Below are 19,262 nucleotides of genomic sequence, written 5' to 3'. Positions count from 1 at the left end.
TTTACCGGTGTATCACCACCATCAGCGCCTTGGCCTCCGTCTTGCCATGGTTGCGGATGACGTGCTGCTGGTCGGCCGGATAACGCGCCGTGCCGCCCAGCTTGATCTTCTTCTTGTCCGTTCCCACTTCCACTTCCACTGAGCCGTGCAGCACGGTCAGGTGCTCCTGCGCGCCGGGATCGTGGCCCTGCGAGGCCAGTTCGCCACCCGGCGCCAGGGTCAGCTCATACCATTCATATTTGCCCGCCAGCTCCATCGGCCCCAGGATGCGCAGGATGTAGCCGGCATGCGCGCCGGGCAGGGTGGGCGTCTCGTGGGCGTCGATCACCCGGATGGCGTCGGCGGCCGGGGCGTCGCTGGACAGCAGCTCGCTGATCTGCACGCCCAGCGCGTTGGCCAGGCGCCAGGTGATGGCGATGGTCGGGTTGGCCTTTTCGCGTTCTATCTGCGACAGCATCGATTTGGACACGCCGGCGATGCGCGACAAGTCCTCCAGCGTCAGTCCGCGCGCCAGTCGCAGGCGTTGCAGGGCGGCGCCGACTTCCGGCGGGGCGTTCGGCGGTACGGGTGTTTTCATTGTTTTATTCGGACTATGGGCTATGTTGAGAGTAAAACTGTCGGAATCCGGGGTGATAACCGCACGGTATTGCCTTGCGGTCCATGCCGTTTCTCTGTAATATACAATATATCGAAAATCAGTTCGAGATAATGAACTTCCGCAGGATCCAGTGAATTTGTTCACCGGCTGCGCCTGCGATGCACGGTACAACATCCAGCGGCCAGCGGTCAAGCCGCCCACCAGACTCCGAGGACCAGACATGAGCGATCAAGCAAAGCACACTTTCTTCAGCGGCCTGCAGCAGAACCTGGACCAGCTGCGCGAGCAGGGCTTGTACAAGCCCGAGCGCGTGCTGGCCTCGCGCCAGGGCGCCGAGGTGGTGGACCAGGACGGGCGCACGCTGATCAATATGTGCGCCAATAATTACCTGGGACTGTCAGGACAGGAATGGGTGGCCCAGGCCTCCGTCGCCGCGACGGAAAAGTACGGCTACGGTTTGTCCTCGGTGCGCTTCATTTGCGGCACCCAGACCGTGCACAAGCAGCTGGAGCAGGCCATTTCCAGGTTCCTCGGCACTGAGGACACCATCCTCTACGCGGCCGCCTTCGACGCCAACGGCGGCGTGTTCGAACCGCTGTTCGACGAGAACGACGCCATCATCTCGGATGCGCTCAACCACGCATCCATCATCGATGGCATCCGCCTGTGCAAGGCGGCGCGCTTCCGTTACGCCCACAACGACATGGCCGACCTGGAGCGCCAGCTGCAGGCCGCCGCCGGCAAGCGCCACAAGATCATCGTCACCGACGGCGTGTTCTCCATGGACGGCACCATCGCCCAGCTGGACAAGATCTGCGACCTGGCCGACCAGTATGGCGCGCTGGTCATGATAGACGAGTGCCACGCCTCCGGCTTCATGGGCGCGACCGGGCGCGGCACCCACGAGCACCACAACGTCATGGGCCGCATCGACATCATCACCGGCACCCTGGGCAAGGCCCTGGGCGGCGCCATGGGCGGCTTCACCTCGGCGCGCAAGGAAGTCATCGAGATGCTGCGCCAGAAGTCGCGTCCCTATCTGTTCTCCAACACGCTGGCGCCGTCCATCGCGGGCGCCTCGCTGGCGGTGCTGGAGCGGCTGTCGCAATCGACGGAACTGCGCGACCGCCTGCATGAGAACACCGCCCACTTCCGCAAGGAGATAGAGCGCATCGGCTTCACCATCAAGCCCGGCACCCATCCCGTGGTTCCGGTGATGCTGTTCGACGCGCCGGTGGCGCAGAAGTTCGCGGCCCGAATGTATGAGCTGGGCGTTTTGCTCAGCGGCTTCTTCTACCCGGTGGTCCCCATGGGCCAGGCGCGCGTGCGCGTGCAGCTGTCCGCGGCCCATACCCGCGAGCAGCTGGACTTCGTGCTCAAGGCATTCGAACAGGCCGGCCGTGAACTCGGCGTCCTGAAAAACTAATATGGAACTCGTCAGGAACAACAACATGGAACGCATACTCGTCATCGGCGCCAACGGCCAGATCGGCAGCGAACTGGTGGAAGCGCTGGCCGCGAAACACGGGGCGGACAACGTCATCGCCAGCGATATCAGCAGCACCAACCTGTACCACGCGCAGCGCTACACCCAGCTCAACGTGCTGGACCGCGACGCCCTGGCGGCCCTGGTCGCGCAGGTAGGCATCACCCAGGTCTACCAGCTGGCCGCCATGCTGTCGGCCACCGGCGAAGCGGCGCCGCTCAAGGCCTGGACCCTGAACATGGACGGCCTGCTCAACATCCTGGAAGTGGCGCGCGAACGCAACGCGGTGGGCAAACCGCTGCGCATCTTCTGGCCCTCGTCGATCGCCGCCTTCGGCCCGAACACGCCGGCGCAGGACACGCCGCAGACCACGGTGATGGACCCGACCACCATCTACGGCATCAGCAAGCTGGCCGGCGAGCGCCTGTGCGAGTATTACTTCATCAAATATGGCGTGGACGTGCGCAGCATCCGCTACCCCGGCATCATCAGCTACAAGTCGCCTCCGGGAGGCGGCACCACCGACTACGCCATCGCCATCTTCCACTCGGCCCTGCGCGGCGAACGCTACGAGTGCTTCCTCGGCCCGCACACCACGCTGCCCATGATCTACATGCCGGACGCCATCCGCGCCACCATCGAACTGATGGAAGCGCCGGCCGAACAGGTCAAGGTGCGTTCCTCGTACAACGTGGCGGGCGTGTCCTTCAACCCCGAGCAGCTGGCCGCCGCCATCGCGCGCAAGCGTCCCGACTTCAAGATTGCCTATAAGCCGGACAGCCGCCAGGCCATCGCCGACAGCTGGCCGCACAGCCTGGACGACGCTGCCGCCAGGGCCGACTGGGGCTGGAAAGCGCGCATCGGCATCGATGACATGGTGGACGACATGCTGGCCAACGTAAAGGTCAACCTGGGCAAGGCCGCGTAATTCAATTCACATCACAAGAATAGAGAGAGACCAAGCGCATGGACATGAGCGTATTCGATTTGTTCAAGATCGGCATCGGGCCATCCAGTTCCCACACCGTCGGCCCGATGGTGGCGGCGCGCCGTTTTTTGCTCGATAGTGCGCCGCTGGACGGCGTGACGGCGGTGACGGCCGAGCTGTATGGCTCCCTGGCGCTGACCGGCGTAGGCCACGCCACGGACAAAGCTGTCATCCTGGGCCTGATGGGTGAAACCCCGCAGGATGTCGATCCGGCCATGGTGGACCTGCGCCTGGCGGCAGCCGAAGAAGCAGGGCGCTTGCAGCTGCTGGGCCAGTACCCGGTACCGTTCAAGCGCGCCGTCAACCTGGTGTTCCACATGGCCGAGTCGCTGGCCGAGCACCCTAACGGCATGCGTTTCACGCTGGAGCGCGCGGACGGCAGCCGCAGCAGCAAGGTGTATTACTCGGTGGGCGGCGGCTTCATCAAGGAAGAGGGCGAGGAAACCACGCTGCCGGCCGCCGCGCCGCAGGCCCCGCTGCCTTATCCCTTCGACACCATGGCCGACCTGCTGGCGCACGGCGTGCGCAGCGGCCTGTCCATCCCGCAGATGCTGCGCGCGAACGAACTGACACGCCGCAGCGAAGCCGAACTCGATGCCGGCATCGACAGGATCTGGACCGTGATGCGCGACTGTATCGCCCATGGCCTGGAGACCCCGGGCCAGCTGCCCGGCGGCCTGAACGTGAAGCGCCGCGCCGCCAAGCTGTGGCGCCAGGCGCTGGATGCGCGTGACCAGCCCAACCACCTGCCGCACGACGCCATGCACCAGGTCAGCCTGTACGCCATGGCCGTCAACGAGGAAAACGCCGCCGGCGGACGGGTAGTGACCGCGCCCACCAATGGCGCGGCCGGCATCATCCCGGCCGTGCTGCGCTACTACGCGGAGGACTGCAAGCCCAGCGATCCGGTCACGGGCGTGCGCGACTTCCTGCTCACGGCGTCGGCGATCGGCATGCTATGCAAGCGCAACGCGTCGATTTCCGGCGCCGAGATCGGTTGCCAGGGCGAGGTGGGCGTGGCCTGCGCCATGGCGGCTGCCGGCCTGGTGGCGGCCCTGGGCGGCAGCAACCAGCAGATCGAGAACGCGGCCGAAATCGGCATCGAGCACCACCTGGGCATGACCTGCGACCCGATCGGCGGCCTGGTGCAGATCCCGTGCATAGAACGCAACGGCATGGGCGCGGTCAAGGCCATCACGGCCGCCTCGCTGGCGCTGAAAGGCGACGGCACCCATTTCGTCAGCCTGGACAACGTGATCGAAACCATGCGCCAGACCGGCGCCGACATGCAGGCCAAGTACAAGGAAACCTCGCTGGGCGGTCTCGCCATTCACGTGGTCACGGTCAACCACGCGGCTTGCTGAACATACGGGCATCGAAGGTAAAGGGGCGGATCACCCCCAGCCTGACGCTGGCATAGGCGGGGTGACGAGGATTGATCACGAGGTTGATTCATGCGCCGCCCCCGGTGGCAATGGCGTTCAGCACCTGGCGTACCGCCATCCCGCCAGGTTCTGTATCGAGTACATCCATGGGCGCCTGTCCGTCGAACACCGGACTAGCCGTGCGCAGCCACGCCTTTGCCGCTTCTTCATCCTCGAACACGTCGACGGCGAGCAGTGTCAGGTCGGCCAGCCGCCATAGTCTCTCCGAGGCGGGAGCATCCAGCCGTCCGCCACGTTTGAGCAGGGTATGGGCAGTGGTTTCAGGCAAGCGCAGCATGCCGCGAATGCGGTTTGCGGGGACGCCGAAATGGCGGCTGGCGTCCTTGAGCAGGGTGGCCGGATAGCCCTGGCGTATGCCGGCGGCAGCCGTATCGGAGCCTGTGCGCAGCGCATCCAGCAGGCTGGAAAAGCCTGGGTGTGGGCCGGTAATGGCGGGCTTGGTCATGCAACCTCCGTTTTGAAGTATTAAAACTTCTTGGCAGGAGTATTTTATCACCGCGCCAACACCGATTTCCCGGTCCGCGCTGCGGCGCACTATAATAGACCCTCGATTTGCACCGTTCTGCCATTCAGCTGTCAGCCCCAACCGGACTTTCTAACCTATGCAATACGTGTCTACCCGCGCCGCCGCGTCGGCTCCGTCGTCTCCCCAACAATTTTCGGACATCCTGCTGGGCGGCCTGGCCGCCGACGGCGGACTGTTCCTGCCAACCGAGTATCCGCAAGTGACCGGCGCCGAGCTGGATGCCTGGCGCCAGCTGTCCTACGCCGACCTGGCCTTCGAGATCCTCAAGAAGTTCGCCACCGATATTCCGGAAGCCGACCTGCGCGCCCTGACCGCCAAGACCTATACCAAGGAGGTCTACTGCAACGTCCGCCAGGGCGAGAAAGCCAGCCAGATCACGCCGCTGCGGGTGCTGGAAGAGCGCGAGGATGGCAGCAGGCTGGTGCTGCAAGCCCTGTCCAACGGCCCGACCCTGGCCTTCAAGGACATGGCCATGCAATTGCTGGGCAACCTGTTCGAGTATGCGCTGGCCAGGCAGAACGCGGAACTGAACATCTTCGGCGCCACCTCGGGCGACACCGGCAGCGCGGCCGAATACGCCATGCGCGGCAAGAAGGGCATACGCGTCTTCATGCTGTCGCCGCACAGGAAAATGAGCGCCTTCCAGACTGCACAGATGTTCAGCCTGCAGGACCCCAACATCTTCAACATCGCCGTCGAAGGCGTGTTCGACGACTGCCAGGACATGGTGAAAGCGGTCTCCAACGACCTGGCCTTCAAGGCCCGCCACAAGATCGGCACCGTCAACTCGATCAACTGGGCGCGCGTGGTGGCCCAGGTGGTGTACTACTTCCGCGGCTACCTGTCGGCCACCACCAGCAACGACCAGAAGGTGTCGTTCACCGTCCCATCGGGTAACTTCGGCAATATTTGCGCCGGCCACATCGCCCGCATGATGGGCCTGCCCATCCACACCCTGGTGGCCGCCACCAACGAGAACGATGTGCTGGACGAGTTCTTCCGCACCGGCGTGTACCGCGTGCGCAAGTCGGCCGAAACCTATCACACCAGCAGCCCATCCATGGATATTTCCAAGGCGTCCAACTTCGAGCGCTTCGTGTACGACCTGGTGGGCCGCGACAGCGACCGCACCCGCGCCCTGTTCCAGAAAGTGGACACCCACGGCGGCTTCGACCTGTCCGGCAAGCCGGGCAGCGATGGCGACGAATTCAAGCTGGTCGCCAAGTACGGCTTCAAGTCCGGCAAATCGACCCACGCCGACCGCCTGGACACCATACGCGACGTGGCCGACGACTACGATATCGTGATCGACACCCACACCGCCGACGGCGTCAAGGTGGCGCGCGAGAACATGGAGCCCGGCGTCACCATGATCGTGCTGGAAACCGCGTTGGCGGCCAAGTTCAACGAAACCATCCTGGACGCCCTGGGCCAGGATGCCGAGCGTCCGGCCGGCTTCGAAAACATCGAGGAACTGCCGCAGAAGTTCGTGGTGATGCCGGCCGACGTGGAAAAGATGAAGGCCTACATCGCGGCCAACACCGGCCTGTAAGCACATGGCAGAGCAAGCGCGCAAACCCATGCTGTCCGTGCGTGAGGCGCTGGACTTCATGCTGGCCGCCGCCCGTCCGGTGGCCGACGTGGAAATCCTGCCCACGCTGGAAGCCAATGGCCGGGTGCTGGCCCAGGCCCAGGTGTCGGGCATGAATGTGCCCAGCCGCGACAACACGCAGATGGACGGCTACGCCGTGCGCGCGGCCGACTGCGCCAGCGGCAACGCCACGCTCACCGTGTCCCAGCGCATCCCGGCCGGCCACGTGGGCCAGCCGCTGCTGCCCGGCACGGCCGCCCGCATTTTCACTGGCGCCATGATCCCCGAGGGCGCGGACGCGGTGGTGATGCAGGAGCAGTGCGAGGCCACCGGCAACCTGGTCACCGTGCGCCACGCGCCGCAACCCGGTGAGTGGATACGGCGCGCCGGCGAGGATATCGCCCATGGCAGCATCGTGCTGCAGGCCGGCGCCCGCCTGCGCGGGCAGGAACTGGGCCTGGCCGCTTCCATCGGCCTGGCCGAGCTGCCGGTGCGGCGCCGCCTGAAAGTGGCGGTGTTCTTCACCGGCGACGAGCTCACCATGCCGGGCCAGCCGCTGGCGCCTGGCGCCATCTACAATTCCAACCGCTACACCCTGCGCGGCCTGCTGCAAAACCTGGGCTGCGAGATCAGCGACTACGGCATCGTGCCGGACTCGCTGGAGGCTACCCGCGCCGTGCTGCGCGAGTGTGCGGCCGGACATGACCTCATCATCACCTCGGGCGGCGTGTCGGTCGGCGAGGAAGACCACATCAAGCCGGCCGTGGAAGCGGAAGGGCGGTTGAACATGTGGCAGATTGCAGTCAAGCCGGGCAAGCCGCTGGCCTTCGGCGAGGTGGGCCAGGCCTTCTTTGTCGGCCTGCCCGGCAATCCGGTATCGAGTTTCGTCACCTTTTTGCTGTTCGTGCGGCCCTTCATCCTGCGCCTGCAGGGCGTGGACGATGGGCGCGAACTGGCGCCGGGCAGCTACCCGATGCGGGCCGATTTCAACTGGCCCAGGGCCGACCGCCGCAACGAATTCCTGCGCGCCCGCATCAATGCGGCCGGCGGGCTGGAACTGTTTTCCAACCAGGGTTCCGGCGTGCTGACCTCCACCGTGTGGGGTGACGGCGTGATCGACAATCCGCCCGGCCAGGCCATTGCGGCGGGCGATACAGTGCGCTTCATTCCCTTCAGCGAATTGATGTACTGATGACCATTACCTTGAAATTCTTTGCCAGCGTGCGCGAAGCGCTGGGCGTGTCGTCCGAGACCATGGCGCTGCCGGACGGCGTAGCCACCGTGGGCCAGCTGCGCGCGCACCTTGCCGCGCGCGGCGGCGTGTGGCAGGACGCGCTGGGCGAAAATGGGCGCGCGCTGCGCACGGCCTGTAACCAGGTCATGTGCGACGCCGCCGCTCCGGTGACCGATGGCGCCGAAGTGGCGTTCTTCCCGCCGGTGACCGGCGGCTGAACTGCGGGGTGTTGGCGGCTGCAAGGCTGCGGACGTGCGCGATTGCCGCGTGGCGGCTGCGTGGTGCGCGGCTGCAGCCTGTGCCTTGCTTGCCGGCGGCTGGCGCACCCGGCCGGGCACAAATTGGCCGCCGGCAGCGAGCGCTCAGCGCGCCGGCTTTTTCTTCGGCTTGGCCTGGGCCGGCGCCGTCGCCTGGCGCGCCGCCTCCAGTTCGGCGCTGGCCACGCAGTTGCGGTAGCGGCGGTAGGCCACGCCGGTGAAAATGGCCGCCGCGACCATCGCCCACACGGCGGCGCTCAGGATATCGCGGGGCGTGGTGGTGCCCTTGGCCCACTCCGTTGCCGCCAGGATGGCGAACAGCGGCACCGCCGCCAGCAGATAGCGTTTGATCCAGTAGGCTGCGCCCATCGTCTCCCTCCTTTTAATGTCGTGTTTGGCATATAGTATGCCCGATATAGTATGCCCGATATAGTATGCCCGATTAAGCCTCCCTAATATATTCATGCAGTCCAATTCCCCTACATACAGCGTCGCCGTGGTCGGCGGCGGCCCGGCCGGCCTGATGGCGGCTGAAACCCTGGCTGCCGCCGGGGTCCAGGTCGACCTGTACGACGCCATGCCCTCGGTGGGCCGCAAATTCCTGCTGGCCGGGCGCGGCGGGATGAACATCACGCACGCCGAGCCTTACACGAGCTTCGTCACCCGCTACGGCGCGGCCAGCGCCGCGCTGCGGCCCATGCTGGACGCCTTCGGCCCGCAGGACGTGCGCGACTGGGTGCATGGGCTGGGCATAGACACCTTCGTCGGCAGCTCGGGCCGCGTATTCCCTACCGGGATGAAGGCCGCGCCCATGCTGCGCGCCTGGCTGCACCAGCTGCGCGAGGCGGGCGTGCGCTTCCACCAGCGCCACCGCTGGCAGGGCTGGCGCGATGGCGCGCTGCTGTTCGCGGACGAGCATGGGGCAGCGCCCAGGGAAGTGCTGGTGCGGCCGGATGCCGTGGTCCTGGCGCTGGGCGGCGCCAGCTGGGCGCGGCTGGGATCGGACGGCGCCTGGGCGCCGCTGCTGGCCGCGCGCGGGGTGGAGGTGGCGCCGCTGCGGCCCTCCAACTGCGGCTTCGATACCGATTGGAGCGCACATTTCAGCAGCCGCTATGCCGGCCATCCGCTGACCACGGTGGCCATCAGCAGCGTGGGCGCGGATGGCGCCGAGTTCCGCAAGCAGGGCCAGTTCGTGGTCACGGCCGGCGGCGTGGAGGGCAGCCTGATCTACGCGCTGTCGGCGGCCCTGCGCGAGCAGATCGCCGCGCACGGCGACACCACCATCTGGCTGGACCTGCTGCCCGACCTGTCGCCCGACCGCGTGACGGACGAGGTGCTGCGCCCGCGCGGCTCGCGTTCCATGTCCAGCCATTTGCAGGGGAGGCTGGGGCTGAAGGGCGTCAAGGCCGGGCTGCTGCACGAATGCCTGGACAAGGACGATTATGCCGACCCGCGCACGCTGGCGCGCGCCATCAAGCGGCTGCCGCTCAAGCTGCTGCGGCCACGCCCCATCGATGAAGCCATCAGCAGCGCCGGCGGGGTGCGCTGGTCGGCGCTGCAGGGCGCCATGCTGAAGGAGCTGCCGGGCGTGTTCGTGGCCGGCGAGATGGTGGACTGGGAAGCACCCACCGGCGGCTATCTGCTCACAGCCTGCTGGGCCAGCGGCCGCGCCGCCGCCCGCGATGTGCTGGCCTGGGTGCGGCGCTAGCGCTGTGTGGCCATGATGCGCAGCCGTGGGGCGCGCCGGCACGGCGCCGTGCCGTGGCGGGCCTGGCCGTGCCGCAGCCGGGCCGGCGCTACTCCCAGCTGACGTCGCCGGAACCGTTGCGGGTGACGTTGCGGTGGTCCGGATTGCCGAACACGCGGATATCGCCGCTACCGCGCAGGGTCAGGTCGGCGCTGCGCTTGGCGAACACCTGGGTGGTGCCCGAACCCTTGAGTTCCACATTGACCTGTTCGGCGGCCAGGTGGCGCGCATCGAGGTCGCCGGAACCGGTCAATTCCGCGGTCAGATCCTTGCAGCTGCCCGAGGTCGTGATGCGGCCCGACCCCACCAGCTCCAGCGCCACGCTGCCGCTGCTGCCCGTGTTCAGTGTCATGTTGCCGCTGCCGTGGGAGCTGGCGGAGAGTTCGCGGTAACGGCCGTTGAAGCTGACATTGCCGGAGCCGTGCAGTTGCACCTCCATGCGGTCGCCCGTGAAACCGGTCACCACGGTGTCGCCGCTGCTGTGCACACTGAGCTCGCTCAGGCGCGGCAGCACCAGGTCCACCTGCAGGCGGTGGCGCGGGTTGAGCAGCATGCCCTTGGCGCCGATGTGCAGGGTGTCGCCATCCTGTACGGTTTCCAGGTTGCCCAGCGAGCGCTGTTCGCCGCGCACCTTGAGCGACACGGTGGGGCCCTGGGTCACGTTCAGGTTGATGGGGCCGGACAGGTCGATGGCCGTCACTTCGCCTTCCAGGCTGCGCGTTTCGCCACCCAGGGCGCGGCCGGCGGAACTGGCCGGGCTGGTGCTGCCGTAGGCGCGCAGCATGCTGTAGGACACGCCGATCAGGACAAAGGCCAGCACCAGCAGGCTGGTGGCCACTTTCATCAGGGCTCGCATGCTCATGTCAGCGTCCTTTCAGCAGAGAGACATTCATGGCCGCATAGCGCTTCAGGCCCGTCAGGGTGTAGCGCGTCACCACCAGGCTGACCAGGCACAGGGCGATCCCGCCCAGCACCAGGCCCAGGCCGACCACGGTCTGGCTGGTGCGGGCGCCGCTGTCGAAATCCGTCGTGACGTGCAGGTCGCCGTTGGCCACCGCCTCGGCGCGGTTCAGGATGCGGCCGGCGCGGCTGCTGCCCGGTTCCGGCGCCTCGCCCGGATCCACTTGCGACACCCGCACGCCCATCTTGTCGATCGCCATGCGCCACTCGCCGCCGTCGCCGGTATCCTCGTCCACGTAGGCCACCAGCTGGCGCAGCGGGCCTTCCAGGGCCAGCTCGTTTTGCCCGGACAGGCCGCTGGCCGTCAGCGCGATGCCGCCGATATAGAAGCTGAAGGCGCAGGCGTACACGGTCAGCAGCAGGGCCGCGTACACCATGGCCGGGATCACCATGAACAGGTTGAAGATGGCCAAGCCGACGAAGGACACCGCCATGCGCGCCAGGTTGACCGGGGTTTTCTTTTCCTCGAAGGCGCTCAGATGGGCGCTGGCGCGCAGGCCCATGGCGATCTTGCGCGGCTCGTCCAGGCCGGCCAGGATGTCCTCCTCGCTCCGCCCGGCGCTCCAGCCGTCGATGAAGCGCTGCTCATAATCGGCCAGGGTCCTGGCCACCGTTTCCGGCGGCAAGCCCGTCAATGCCTTCTTGAGTGCCTCAAGATAATCTTGCTTGCTCATTTGTAATTCCGTGACGTCTCAATTCCCATGCTGTCACTGTACCTGTGCTGGACAAGCATACCTACCGTCATACGACAGGCTGCACAAAGCGGGGAACAGTCGGCATATCCATGGGCTAGGACGTGGCCCGCCACAGCGCGGCGGCCGCCGATACGCCGCTGCGCACGGCGCCTTCCAGGGTGGCCGGGTAGTCGCCGGCCGTGTAATCGCCGGCCAGCACCAGATTGGGCAGATTGATATGGTTGCCGGGACGGGCCAGGCCGGGCGTGCAGGCAAAGGTGGCGCGCTTTTCGGTGATGACCTGGAACCACTGCGGCCGGCCCAGCTCCGGGCGCTGGAAGGCCGCCGCCAGCTGCACCGCCACAGCCTCGGCCAGCAGGCTGTGCTCCTGGCTGGACGCCTCGCCGGAAGCGCTGATGACGACCGCCATCAGCCCGGCCTGGGCCGGGTCCAGCTGGCCGCGGTCAAACACGAACTGGCCCCATTCGTAGTTGTAGGGCTGGTCGCGCAGGGCGTAGAAGGGCAGGGCCAGGCGTTCGGACTTGTCGTATTGCAAATAGCAGGTGGTGATGGCTTCGTATTGGAAGGCGGTGAGCAGGGCGCCCACGGCGGTGACGTCGGCGTCCGGGATGGTGTGCAGCAGCGCGGCGGCCTGGGCGGCGCCGGTGGCGATCACGATGCCGTCGAAATACGCGGTCCAGTTGCCGCCCACGGCGCTGCCGCTGGCCGCCACCTGCCACCAGCCTTCCGGCAGGCGGGAGAGGGCGTTGACCTTGGCGCCGCAGCGCAGCGCGCCGCCATGGGCTTGCACGTAGGCGGCGGCCGCGTCCGGGAACAGGGCGGAGAGGTCGGTGCGCGGCAGCAGCATGTCGGACGCCTCGCGGCGCGCGCCCAGGCTGTCGCGCATCACGTTGAGGAAGACCTGGGCCGAGGCCCGCTCGAGCGGCGTGTTGAGCGCCGCCAGGCACAAAGGACGCCACATCAGCTCGACCAGGCGCTCGGTCTGGCCGTAACGCTGCAGCAGTTCGCTGACGCTGCAATCGCGGGCCAGCTTCCAGCCCATGGCGCGCGCCCTGACAGACAGGCGCGCCAGGCTGATCTTGTCTTCCGGCAGCAGACCGGTGGCGCGCACCAGGGCGGCCAGCACGTGCAGCGGCGCCGGCAGGCGCCGTGGCGCGATGAAATCCATGCCATGGCTGTGGCGCGGGTAGCGCATCTGCAAGGGCAGGCGCAGCAGCGCCTGTTCGGTGTCGACACCGGCCAGGCGCATCAGGCGCAGCGATTCTGCATAGGCCCCCAGCAGGATGTGCTGGCCATTATCCAGCACGGCGCGGTCGGTGGCCACGCGGCGCGCGCGGCCGCCCGGCACCTTGCCGGCTTCAAACAGGGTGACCTTGTGGCCGGCCCGGGCCAGCTCGACGGCCGCTGCGCAGCCGGCCCAGCCGGCGCCGATGACGGCTACCGTGCGCCCGGCTTCAGCCGCGCACATAGGTTTTCCACGCCAGCCACAGCTTGCGGATGGGCGTGAGCGAGATGCGCTGCTTGAGCACGTGGTAGCCGTCGGCCTCCACTTCCTCCAGCAGCGTGCGGTAGATGGCGGACATGATCAGGCCGGGCCGCTGGGCGCGCCGGTCCTCTTTGGGCAGCAGGCCAAAGGCCTCGTCGTAGAACTGGTGGGCGCGCGCCACCTGGAATTGCATCAGCCGGTCGAAGTTCTCGGTGTGGCGGGCGTTGAGCAGGTCGGCCGCCGTCACGTTGAATTGCTGCAGCTCATTGATGGGCAGGTAGATGCGGCCCTTGCGCGCATCCTCGCCCACGTCGCGGATGATGTTGGTGAGCTGGAAGGCCAGGCCCAGCTTCTCCGCATACTGCAGGGTTTCCAGCCTGGTCACGCCGAAGATGCTGGCCGACATGATGCCCACCACGCTGGCCACGTGCCAGCAATATTTCTGCAGGGCCGGAAAGTCCAGGTAGCGGGTCTGGTTCAAGTCCATTTCCATGCCGTCGATCACAGCCTGCAGATGCTGTTCCTGCAGGTCGTAGGCCTTCAGGTGCGGTTGCAGGGCCTGGGTCACGGGGTGCGTCATCGTCCCCTGGAACATGGACGAGATTTCCTTGCGCCACCAGGCCAGCTTGATGCGGGCGACGGATTCGTCCGTGCATTCATCCACCGTGTCGTCGACTTCGCGGCAAAAGGCGTACAGCGCGGTGATGGCGCGGCGCCGTTCCGGCGGCAGGAACAAAAAGCTGTAGTAAAAACTGGAGCCGCTTTGGGCGGCCTTCTGCTGGCAGTATTCGTCGGGAGACATTGGTCAAAAAAGCAAGGGTTCGATCAGAGCCGCTATTCTATAGGGCCGGACGGGCTGCCGGGGCGATATCTGTGGATTAAGAGTGCGCACCAGCGTGCGCGCCAGGCTGCCTCAGGCTAGGCGCAGGCTGGCCTTCCGGCTGCGCATGCGCAGCGCGCGCCACAGGATGATGCGCCAGTCGCGCCCGGTCAGCTGCGGGCGGCGCCGGAACACATCGTAATCAACTTCCTCTATGGCTTCCAGGATGCGCAAGCCGCCTTGCACCACCATGCGCAGCTCGAACCCTATTCTTCCCTTGAGGCGCAGGGCCAGCGGGGCGCCGTCCAGCAGCAGGGCGCGGGCGCGCTCCACCTCGAAGCGCATCAGGCTGCGCCAGCGGCCGCGCGAGTCCGGATGGTCGATTGCGGCCGGGGAAATGGCGTAGCGTGCCAGGTCTTCCAGCGGCAGGTAGATGCGTTCCTTGTGGATGTCGATTGCTACGTCCTGCAGGAAGTTAATCAGCTGCAGGGCGCTGCAGATGGCGTCCGATTCGCGGATGTTGGCCTCGTCGGCGGCGCCGTACAGGTGCAGCATCAGAACGCCGACCGGATTGGCCGAGCGGGCGCAGTAGTCGAGCAGGTCCGTATAACTGGCATAGCGGTGCACCGCCACGTCCTGCTTGAAGGCGGACAGCAGGTCGTAAAATGGCTGCAGCGGCAACTGGTATTGCGTGATGACGGCCGACAGGCGCTGCCACAGCCGCTCCGGCGGCGGCTCGCCCCCTGCAATCTGGTCCAGGGCTTGCTCGTAGGCGCGCAGCGCGGCCAGCCGCTGTTCGGGTGTGGCGTCGCCTTCATCGGCGATGTCGTCCGCACTGCGGGCAAAGGCGTAAATCGCCTCGACAGCCGGTCTCAGCTTCCTGGGCAATAAGATAGATGCCACAGGGAAATTCTCGTAATGATCTACCGGCATAAAGTGAAAGTTAAGCTTAATGACGCGAAAGTCATTTCCAAACTGACCCGCGCGTCATATAATTAATTGATGGAAAGTTATTAATTTCCGACCCGTAATGGTAGTGTCATACCGCAGCCGTAGCAAGGCTGGCGGGGAATGTGTTTTGAAGCGTGCTTTATAAAGGATGACATTGTGCTTGACTTGACTACGCTGCGGCGTCTCACCCTGCCGGCCGCCCTGGGCGCCGCCCTGCTGGCCGGCTGCTCCAAGCCGCCCGAGAAAACAGAAGATATCCGCCCGGTGCGGGTGCAGGTGCTGGCCGCCTCCGACGTCGCCATCGACGCCGAGTTCGCTGGCGAGGTCAGGGCACGCATCGAATCCAGGCTGGGTTTCCGCGTGCCCGGCAAGATCGTCAGCCGCAAGGTGGACGTGGGTGCGGTGGTCAAGCGCGGCCAGCTGCTGATGCAGCTGGACCCGCAGGACTTGCAGCTGAGCCAGGCCCAGGCCCTGGCCAGCCTGCGCGCCGCCGAGACCAGCCGCGACCTGGCCAAGGCCGAGCTCAAGCGCTACCAGGACCTGCGCGCCCAGAATTTCGTCAGCCAGGCGGTGCTGGACGCCAAGGACACGGCCTACAAGTCGGCCCAGGCCCAGGTGGATGCGGCCCAGGCGGCCTTCCGTGGCCAGGCCAACCAGGCCGGCTATGCCAGCCTGGTATCGGACGTGGATGGGGTGGTGACCTCGGTGTCGGCCGAAGCGGGGCAGGTGGTGGCGGCCGGGACCCCGGTGGTCAGCGTGGCCAAGTCGGGCGAGAAGGAAATCGTCATCGGCCTGCCGGAAGACAAGGTGGACACGCTGCGCCGCGTCAGCGACGTGCAGGTGCGCCTGTGGGCCGATCCATCCAAGTCCGTGGCGGGCAGGATACGCGAGATTTCGCCGGTGGCCGACCCCGCCACCCGCACCTATACGGCCAAGGTCAGTATTCCGGACAGCCTGCAGGAAGCCAAGCTGGGGATGACGGCCATGGTGCGCTTCGCTTCGAAAACCGAGGCGCCGCGCATCAAGGTGCCGCTCACGGCCCTGTATTATGAAAAATCCAAAACCTCGGTGTGGGTGGTGGAGCAGGGCGTGGCCAGGCTGGTGCCGGTCACCGTGGCCGGCGCCGACGGCAACGAGCTGGTGCTGGCCAGCGGCGTGCAGCCCGGCCAGGCCGTGGTGACGGCCGGCGTGCACCTGCTCAAACCGGGACAGAAGGTCAAGATACTCGGCAACGAGGCCGGAGCCGCCAAATGAAAGGTGGCTTTAACCTGTCGCGCTGGGCGCTGGAGCACATCCCGCTCACGCGCTACCTGATTGCCGTGCTGCTGATCGGCGGCTTCCTCAGCTACAACAACCTGGGCCAGGACGAGGACCCCCCGTTCACCTTCCGCGCCATGGTGGTGCGCGCCATGTGGCCGGGGGCGACCTCGCTGCAGATGGCCGAGCAGATCACCGACAAGCTGGAGAAAAAGCTGCAGGAAACCCCGGGCATCGACGAGATCAGCAGTTATTCCAAGCCGGGCGAGACCACCATCATCCTCAAGCTGCGCGAATCGACCCCGCCGAAAGAAGTGCCGAACGCCTGGTACCAGGTGCGCAAGAAGATAGGCGACATCAAGGGCACGCTGCCGGCCGGCGTGCAGGGGCCCTTTTTTAACGATGAATTCGGCGATACCTACGGCTCCATCTTCGCCCTGTCGGCGGACGGCTTCACCTATGCCGAGATGAAGGATTACGCCGACTTCGTGCGCCAGGCGCTGCTGCGGGTGCCGCTGGTGTCCAAGGTCGAGCTGTTCGGAGTGCAGGACGAGAAGATCAACATCGAGTTCTCGCACAAGAAATTCGCCCAGCTGGGCGTGCCCTTCCAGGCCATCGTCAGCCAGATCGCCACCCAGAACGGGGTGGAGGCCACCGGCGTGCTGGTCACGCCCACCGACAACCTGCAGGTGCGGGTCAGCGGCGCCCTGCGCACCGTCAGGGACCTGGAAAACCTGGAGCTGCGCGCCAACGGCACCACCTTCCGCCTGGGCGACTTTGCCGTCGTCAAGCGCGAATACCAGGACCCGCCCGGCGACAAGATGCGCTTCAACGGCAAGGAAGTCATCGGCCTGGGCGTGTCGATGGAGAAGGGCGGCAACATCATCGTCCTTGGCAAGAACATGGAAAAAACCGTGGCCGAGCTCAAGGCCAAGCTGCCGGTGGGCATAGAGCTGGAACGCGTGTCCGACCAGCCGCAAGCCGTCACCGCCTCCGTGGGCGAATTCGTCCATACCCTGATCGAAGCCGTGTTGATCGTGCTGGCGGTCAGCTTCGTCGCGCTGGGCATGCATACCAAGCCCACATTCAAGCTGGACGCCCGTCCCGGCCTGGTGGTGGCGCTCACCATCCCGCTGGTGCTGGCCGTGACCTTCCTGTTCATGCGCATGCTGGACATCGACCTGCACAAGATATCGCTGGGCGCCCTCATCATCGCGCTCGGCTTGCTGGTGGACGACGCCATCATTGCCGTGGAAATGATGGTGCGCAAGATGGAGGAGGGCATGTCGCGCTTCGACGCCGCCACCTTCGCCTACACCTCGACCGCGCTGCCCATGCTGACCGGCACCCTGATCACGGTGGCCGGCTTCCTGCCCATCGGCCTGGCCAAGTCGGCGGCCGGCGAGTACACCTTCTCGCTGTTCTCGGTCAATGCGCTGGCGCTGGTGATTTCCTGGGTGGTGGCGGTGGTGTTCACGCCCTACATCGGCTACATCCTGCTCAAGGTGAAACCGCATGCGGACGGCCACAGCGAGCATGACCTGTTCGACTCGCCCGGCTATCGCCGTTTCCGCGCCATGGTCAACTGGTGCGTGGAATACCGCAAGACCACGATTGCCGCCTCCATGCTGGTGTTCGCGCTGGGCGTGTACGGCTTCAATTTCATCGAGAAGCAATTCTTCCCCGATTCCAGCCGCCCCGAGCTGATGGTGGAAATGTGGTCGCCCGAGGGCACGGCCTTTGCGGCCAACGAGGCCCAGGTCAAGAAATTCGAAGCCTTCATCCGCCAGCAGGAGGGCGTGGTCAGCGTCACCAGCTATGTGGGTACCGGCAGCCCACGCTTCTATTTGCCACTGGATCAGATCTTCCCGCAGACCAACGTCTCGCAAATCGTGGTGCTGCCCCGGGATTTGAAGGCGCGCGCCGCCCTGCGCGACAAGATCGTGGAAGTGTTCAAGAACGACTTCCCGGAAGTGCGCGGCCGCGTCAAGCTGCTGCCCAACGGGCCGCCGGTGCCATACCCGGTGCAGTTCCGCGTGACCGGCGACGACGTGGCCAAGGTGCGCGCCATTGCCGACCAGGTCAAGGACATCATGCGCGCCAATCCCAATACGGTGGGCGTGAACGACAACTGGAACGAGTCGGTCAAGGTGCTGCGCCTGGACCTGGACCAGGACAAGATGCGCGCCCTGGGCGTGACCTCGCAAACGGTGCGCCAGGCCGCCAATACCATCCTGTCCGGCACCACCATAGGCCAGTTCCGCGAGGGCATACGCCTGATCGATATCCAGGTGCGCCAGCCGATCGAGGAGCGGCGCACCATCTCGGTCCTGAACGACACCAACATCCCCACCGCCGACGGCCGTTCCGTGACCATAGGCCAGCTGGCGCGCGCCCACTTCGTGTGGGAGCCGGGCGTGGTGTGGCGCGAGGGCAGGGAATGGGCCATTACCGTGCAGTCCGACGTGGGCGACCATATCCAGGGGCCGACCGTGTCCGGACAGATCGACCCCAAGCTGAACGCCATCCGCGCCCAGCTGCCGCCCGGCTACGCCATCACCGTCAAGGGCGCGGCATCGGACAGCAGCGCGGCCGAGGCCTCGATCGCGGCCAACCTGCCGTTGGCCATCTTCATCATCTTCACCCTGCTGATGCTGCAGCTGCACAGCTTCTCGCGGGCGCTGCTGGTGTTCCTGACCGGGCCGCTGGGCGTGGCCGGGGCTGCCATGGCGCTGCTGGTGCTGGGCCGGCCGCTGGGCTTCGTGGCCAACCTGGGCATCATCGCCCTGTTCGGCATGATCATCCGCAACTCGGTGATCCTGGTGGACCAGATCGAGCAGGACATACAGGCCGGCCATGCGCCATGGGACGCCATCGTGGAATCGGCGGTGCGGCGCTGCCGCCCCATCATCCTGACGGCGGCCGCCGCCGCGCTGGCCATGATACCGCTGTCGCGCTCGGTGTTCTGGGGACCGATGGCGGTGGCCATCATGGGCGGCCTGATACTGGCCACGGCCCTTACTTTGCTGTTCCTGCCGGCCCTGTACGCGGCCTGGTTCCGGGTGAAAAAGCCCGTAAGGGCCGCTTAATATGGGGAAATTCCGGGAAAGAGGCGGAGGTGTTGGTGTTAAGTCAAAAAACACTACAATTTCCCGGGAAACCCGTTAGAATATCGCGTTGAAGTTGAAAGCTCCTGCGAAAAGCGGGTGAGGGCGACCGTT

17 protein-coding genes are annotated in these 19,262 nt (G+C 66.0%); 9 read left to right on the top strand and 8 right to left on the bottom strand.

The features are described from left to right. Position 1: 1 nt before the first annotated feature. Positions 2–577, bottom strand: a complete 576-nt coding sequence (locus ACLB1G_RS01445) for a helix-turn-helix domain-containing protein (RefSeq protein WP_491625395.1) — start codon at positions 575–577, stop codon at positions 2–4. Between the two features lie 241 nt (positions 578–818). On the opposite strand from ACLB1G_RS01445, the gene kbl reads away from it, so the two are divergent. Genes kbl through ACLB1G_RS01430 form a run of 3 tightly spaced genes read left to right on the top strand, consistent with a single transcriptional unit; the run spans position 819 to position 4,436 of the window. Further along, positions 819–2,024 (top strand): glycine C-acetyltransferase, encoded by a 1,206-nt coding sequence (gene kbl / locus ACLB1G_RS01440; protein ID WP_491625394.1) that lies wholly within the window; start codon positions 819–821, stop codon positions 2,022–2,024. A gap of 25 nt (positions 2,025–2,049) precedes the next feature. Further along, entirely contained in the window at positions 2,050–3,012 is a 963-nt protein-coding gene (locus ACLB1G_RS01435) for an NAD-dependent epimerase/dehydratase family protein (RefSeq protein ID WP_491625393.1), read from the top strand. Between the two features lie 38 nt (positions 3,013–3,050). After that, positions 3,051–4,436: an L-serine ammonia-lyase gene (locus tag ACLB1G_RS01430; RefSeq protein ID WP_491625392.1), complete on the top strand. Its 1,386-nt coding sequence runs from the start codon at positions 3,051–3,053 to the stop codon at positions 4,434–4,436. A gap of 88 nt (positions 4,437–4,524) precedes the next feature. Here ACLB1G_RS01430 and ACLB1G_RS01425 read toward each other — a convergent pair whose 3' ends face one another. Then, positions 4,525–4,962 carry an Xre family toxin-antitoxin system antitoxin gene (locus tag ACLB1G_RS01425; protein ID WP_491625391.1) on the bottom strand — a complete coding sequence of 146 codons (438 nt, stop codon included), beginning with the start codon at positions 4,960–4,962 and terminating at the stop codon, positions 4,525–4,527. Between the two features lie 157 nt (positions 4,963–5,119). On the opposite strand from ACLB1G_RS01425, the gene thrC reads away from it, so the two are divergent. The 3 genes from thrC to moaD are packed head-to-tail and all read left to right on the top strand — an operon-like array spanning position 5,120 to position 8,086. Beyond that, positions 5,120–6,595: a threonine synthase gene (gene thrC / locus ACLB1G_RS01420; protein WP_491625390.1), complete on the top strand. Its 1,476-nt coding sequence runs from the start codon at positions 5,120–5,122 to the stop codon at positions 6,593–6,595. A 4-nt stretch (positions 6,596–6,599) separates the two neighbouring features. After that, positions 6,600–7,826, top strand: coding sequence for a molybdopterin molybdotransferase MoeA (locus tag ACLB1G_RS01415; protein ID WP_491625389.1), 1,227 nt, complete (start codon positions 6,600–6,602; stop codon positions 7,824–7,826). Beyond that, a complete protein-coding gene (gene moaD / locus ACLB1G_RS01410; protein WP_491625388.1) occupies positions 7,826–8,086 on the top strand; it encodes a molybdopterin converting factor subunit 1 in 261 nt (86 codons plus the stop codon). The genes ACLB1G_RS01415 and moaD overlap by 1 nt, the downstream gene beginning before the upstream one ends. A 144-nt stretch (positions 8,087–8,230) precedes the next feature. On the opposite strand, the gene ACLB1G_RS01405 is transcribed toward moaD, so the two are convergent. Then, the gene (locus ACLB1G_RS01405) at positions 8,231–8,494 is read right to left on the bottom strand and encodes a hypothetical protein (protein WP_491625387.1); all 264 of its coding nucleotides are present in this window, start codon (positions 8,492–8,494) and stop codon (positions 8,231–8,233) included. 94 nt (positions 8,495–8,588) lie between these two features. Between ACLB1G_RS01405 and ACLB1G_RS01400 the strand changes: the two genes are divergently transcribed. Continuing rightward, positions 8,589–9,833, top strand: a complete 1,245-nt coding sequence (locus ACLB1G_RS01400; protein WP_491625386.1) for a TIGR03862 family flavoprotein — start codon at positions 8,589–8,591, stop codon at positions 9,831–9,833. Positions 9,834–9,921: 88 nt separating this feature from the next. On the opposite strand, the gene ACLB1G_RS01395 is transcribed toward ACLB1G_RS01400, so the two are convergent. The 5 genes from ACLB1G_RS01395 to hpnC all read right to left on the bottom strand — a co-directional run bounded on the left by ACLB1G_RS01395 (position 9,922) and on the right by hpnC (position 14,766). Continuing rightward, entirely contained in the window at positions 9,922–10,734 is an 813-nt protein-coding gene (locus tag ACLB1G_RS01395; RefSeq protein WP_491625385.1) for a head GIN domain-containing protein, read from the bottom strand. 1 nt (position 10,735) lies between these two features. Further along, positions 10,736–11,506, bottom strand: a complete 771-nt coding sequence (locus tag ACLB1G_RS01390; RefSeq protein WP_491625384.1) for a DUF1700 domain-containing protein — start codon at positions 11,504–11,506, stop codon at positions 10,736–10,738. A 115-nt stretch (positions 11,507–11,621) separates the two neighbouring features. Then, positions 11,622–12,995 carry a hydroxysqualene dehydroxylase HpnE gene (gene hpnE, locus ACLB1G_RS01385; protein WP_491625383.1) on the bottom strand — a complete coding sequence of 458 codons (1,374 nt, stop codon included), beginning with the start codon at positions 12,993–12,995 and terminating at the stop codon, positions 11,622–11,624. After that, entirely contained in the window at positions 12,982–13,815 is an 834-nt protein-coding gene (gene hpnD, locus ACLB1G_RS01380; RefSeq protein ID WP_491625382.1) for a presqualene diphosphate synthase HpnD, read from the bottom strand. Before hpnD ends, hpnE begins: the two co-directional genes overlap by 14 nt. 111 nt (positions 13,816–13,926) lie before the next feature. Next, complete coding sequence (gene hpnC, locus ACLB1G_RS01375; RefSeq protein WP_491625381.1) at positions 13,927–14,766, bottom strand: squalene synthase HpnC; 840 nt, start codon at positions 14,764–14,766, stop codon at positions 13,927–13,929. 174 nt (positions 14,767–14,940) lie between these two features. Between hpnC and ACLB1G_RS01370 the strand changes: the two genes are divergently transcribed. After that, entirely contained in the window at positions 14,941–16,038 is a 1,098-nt protein-coding gene (locus ACLB1G_RS01370; RefSeq protein WP_491625380.1) for an efflux RND transporter periplasmic adaptor subunit, read from the top strand. Next, positions 16,035–19,130 (top strand): efflux RND transporter permease subunit, encoded by a 3,096-nt coding sequence (locus tag ACLB1G_RS01365; RefSeq protein ID WP_491625379.1) that lies wholly within the window; start codon positions 16,035–16,037, stop codon positions 19,128–19,130. Before ACLB1G_RS01370 ends, ACLB1G_RS01365 begins: the two co-directional genes overlap by 4 nt. Positions 19,131–19,262 lie beyond the last annotated feature (132 nt).

The organism is Duganella kummerowiae, assembly GCF_053572355.1.
This window is presented reverse-complemented; position numbering and strand designations above follow the sequence as displayed.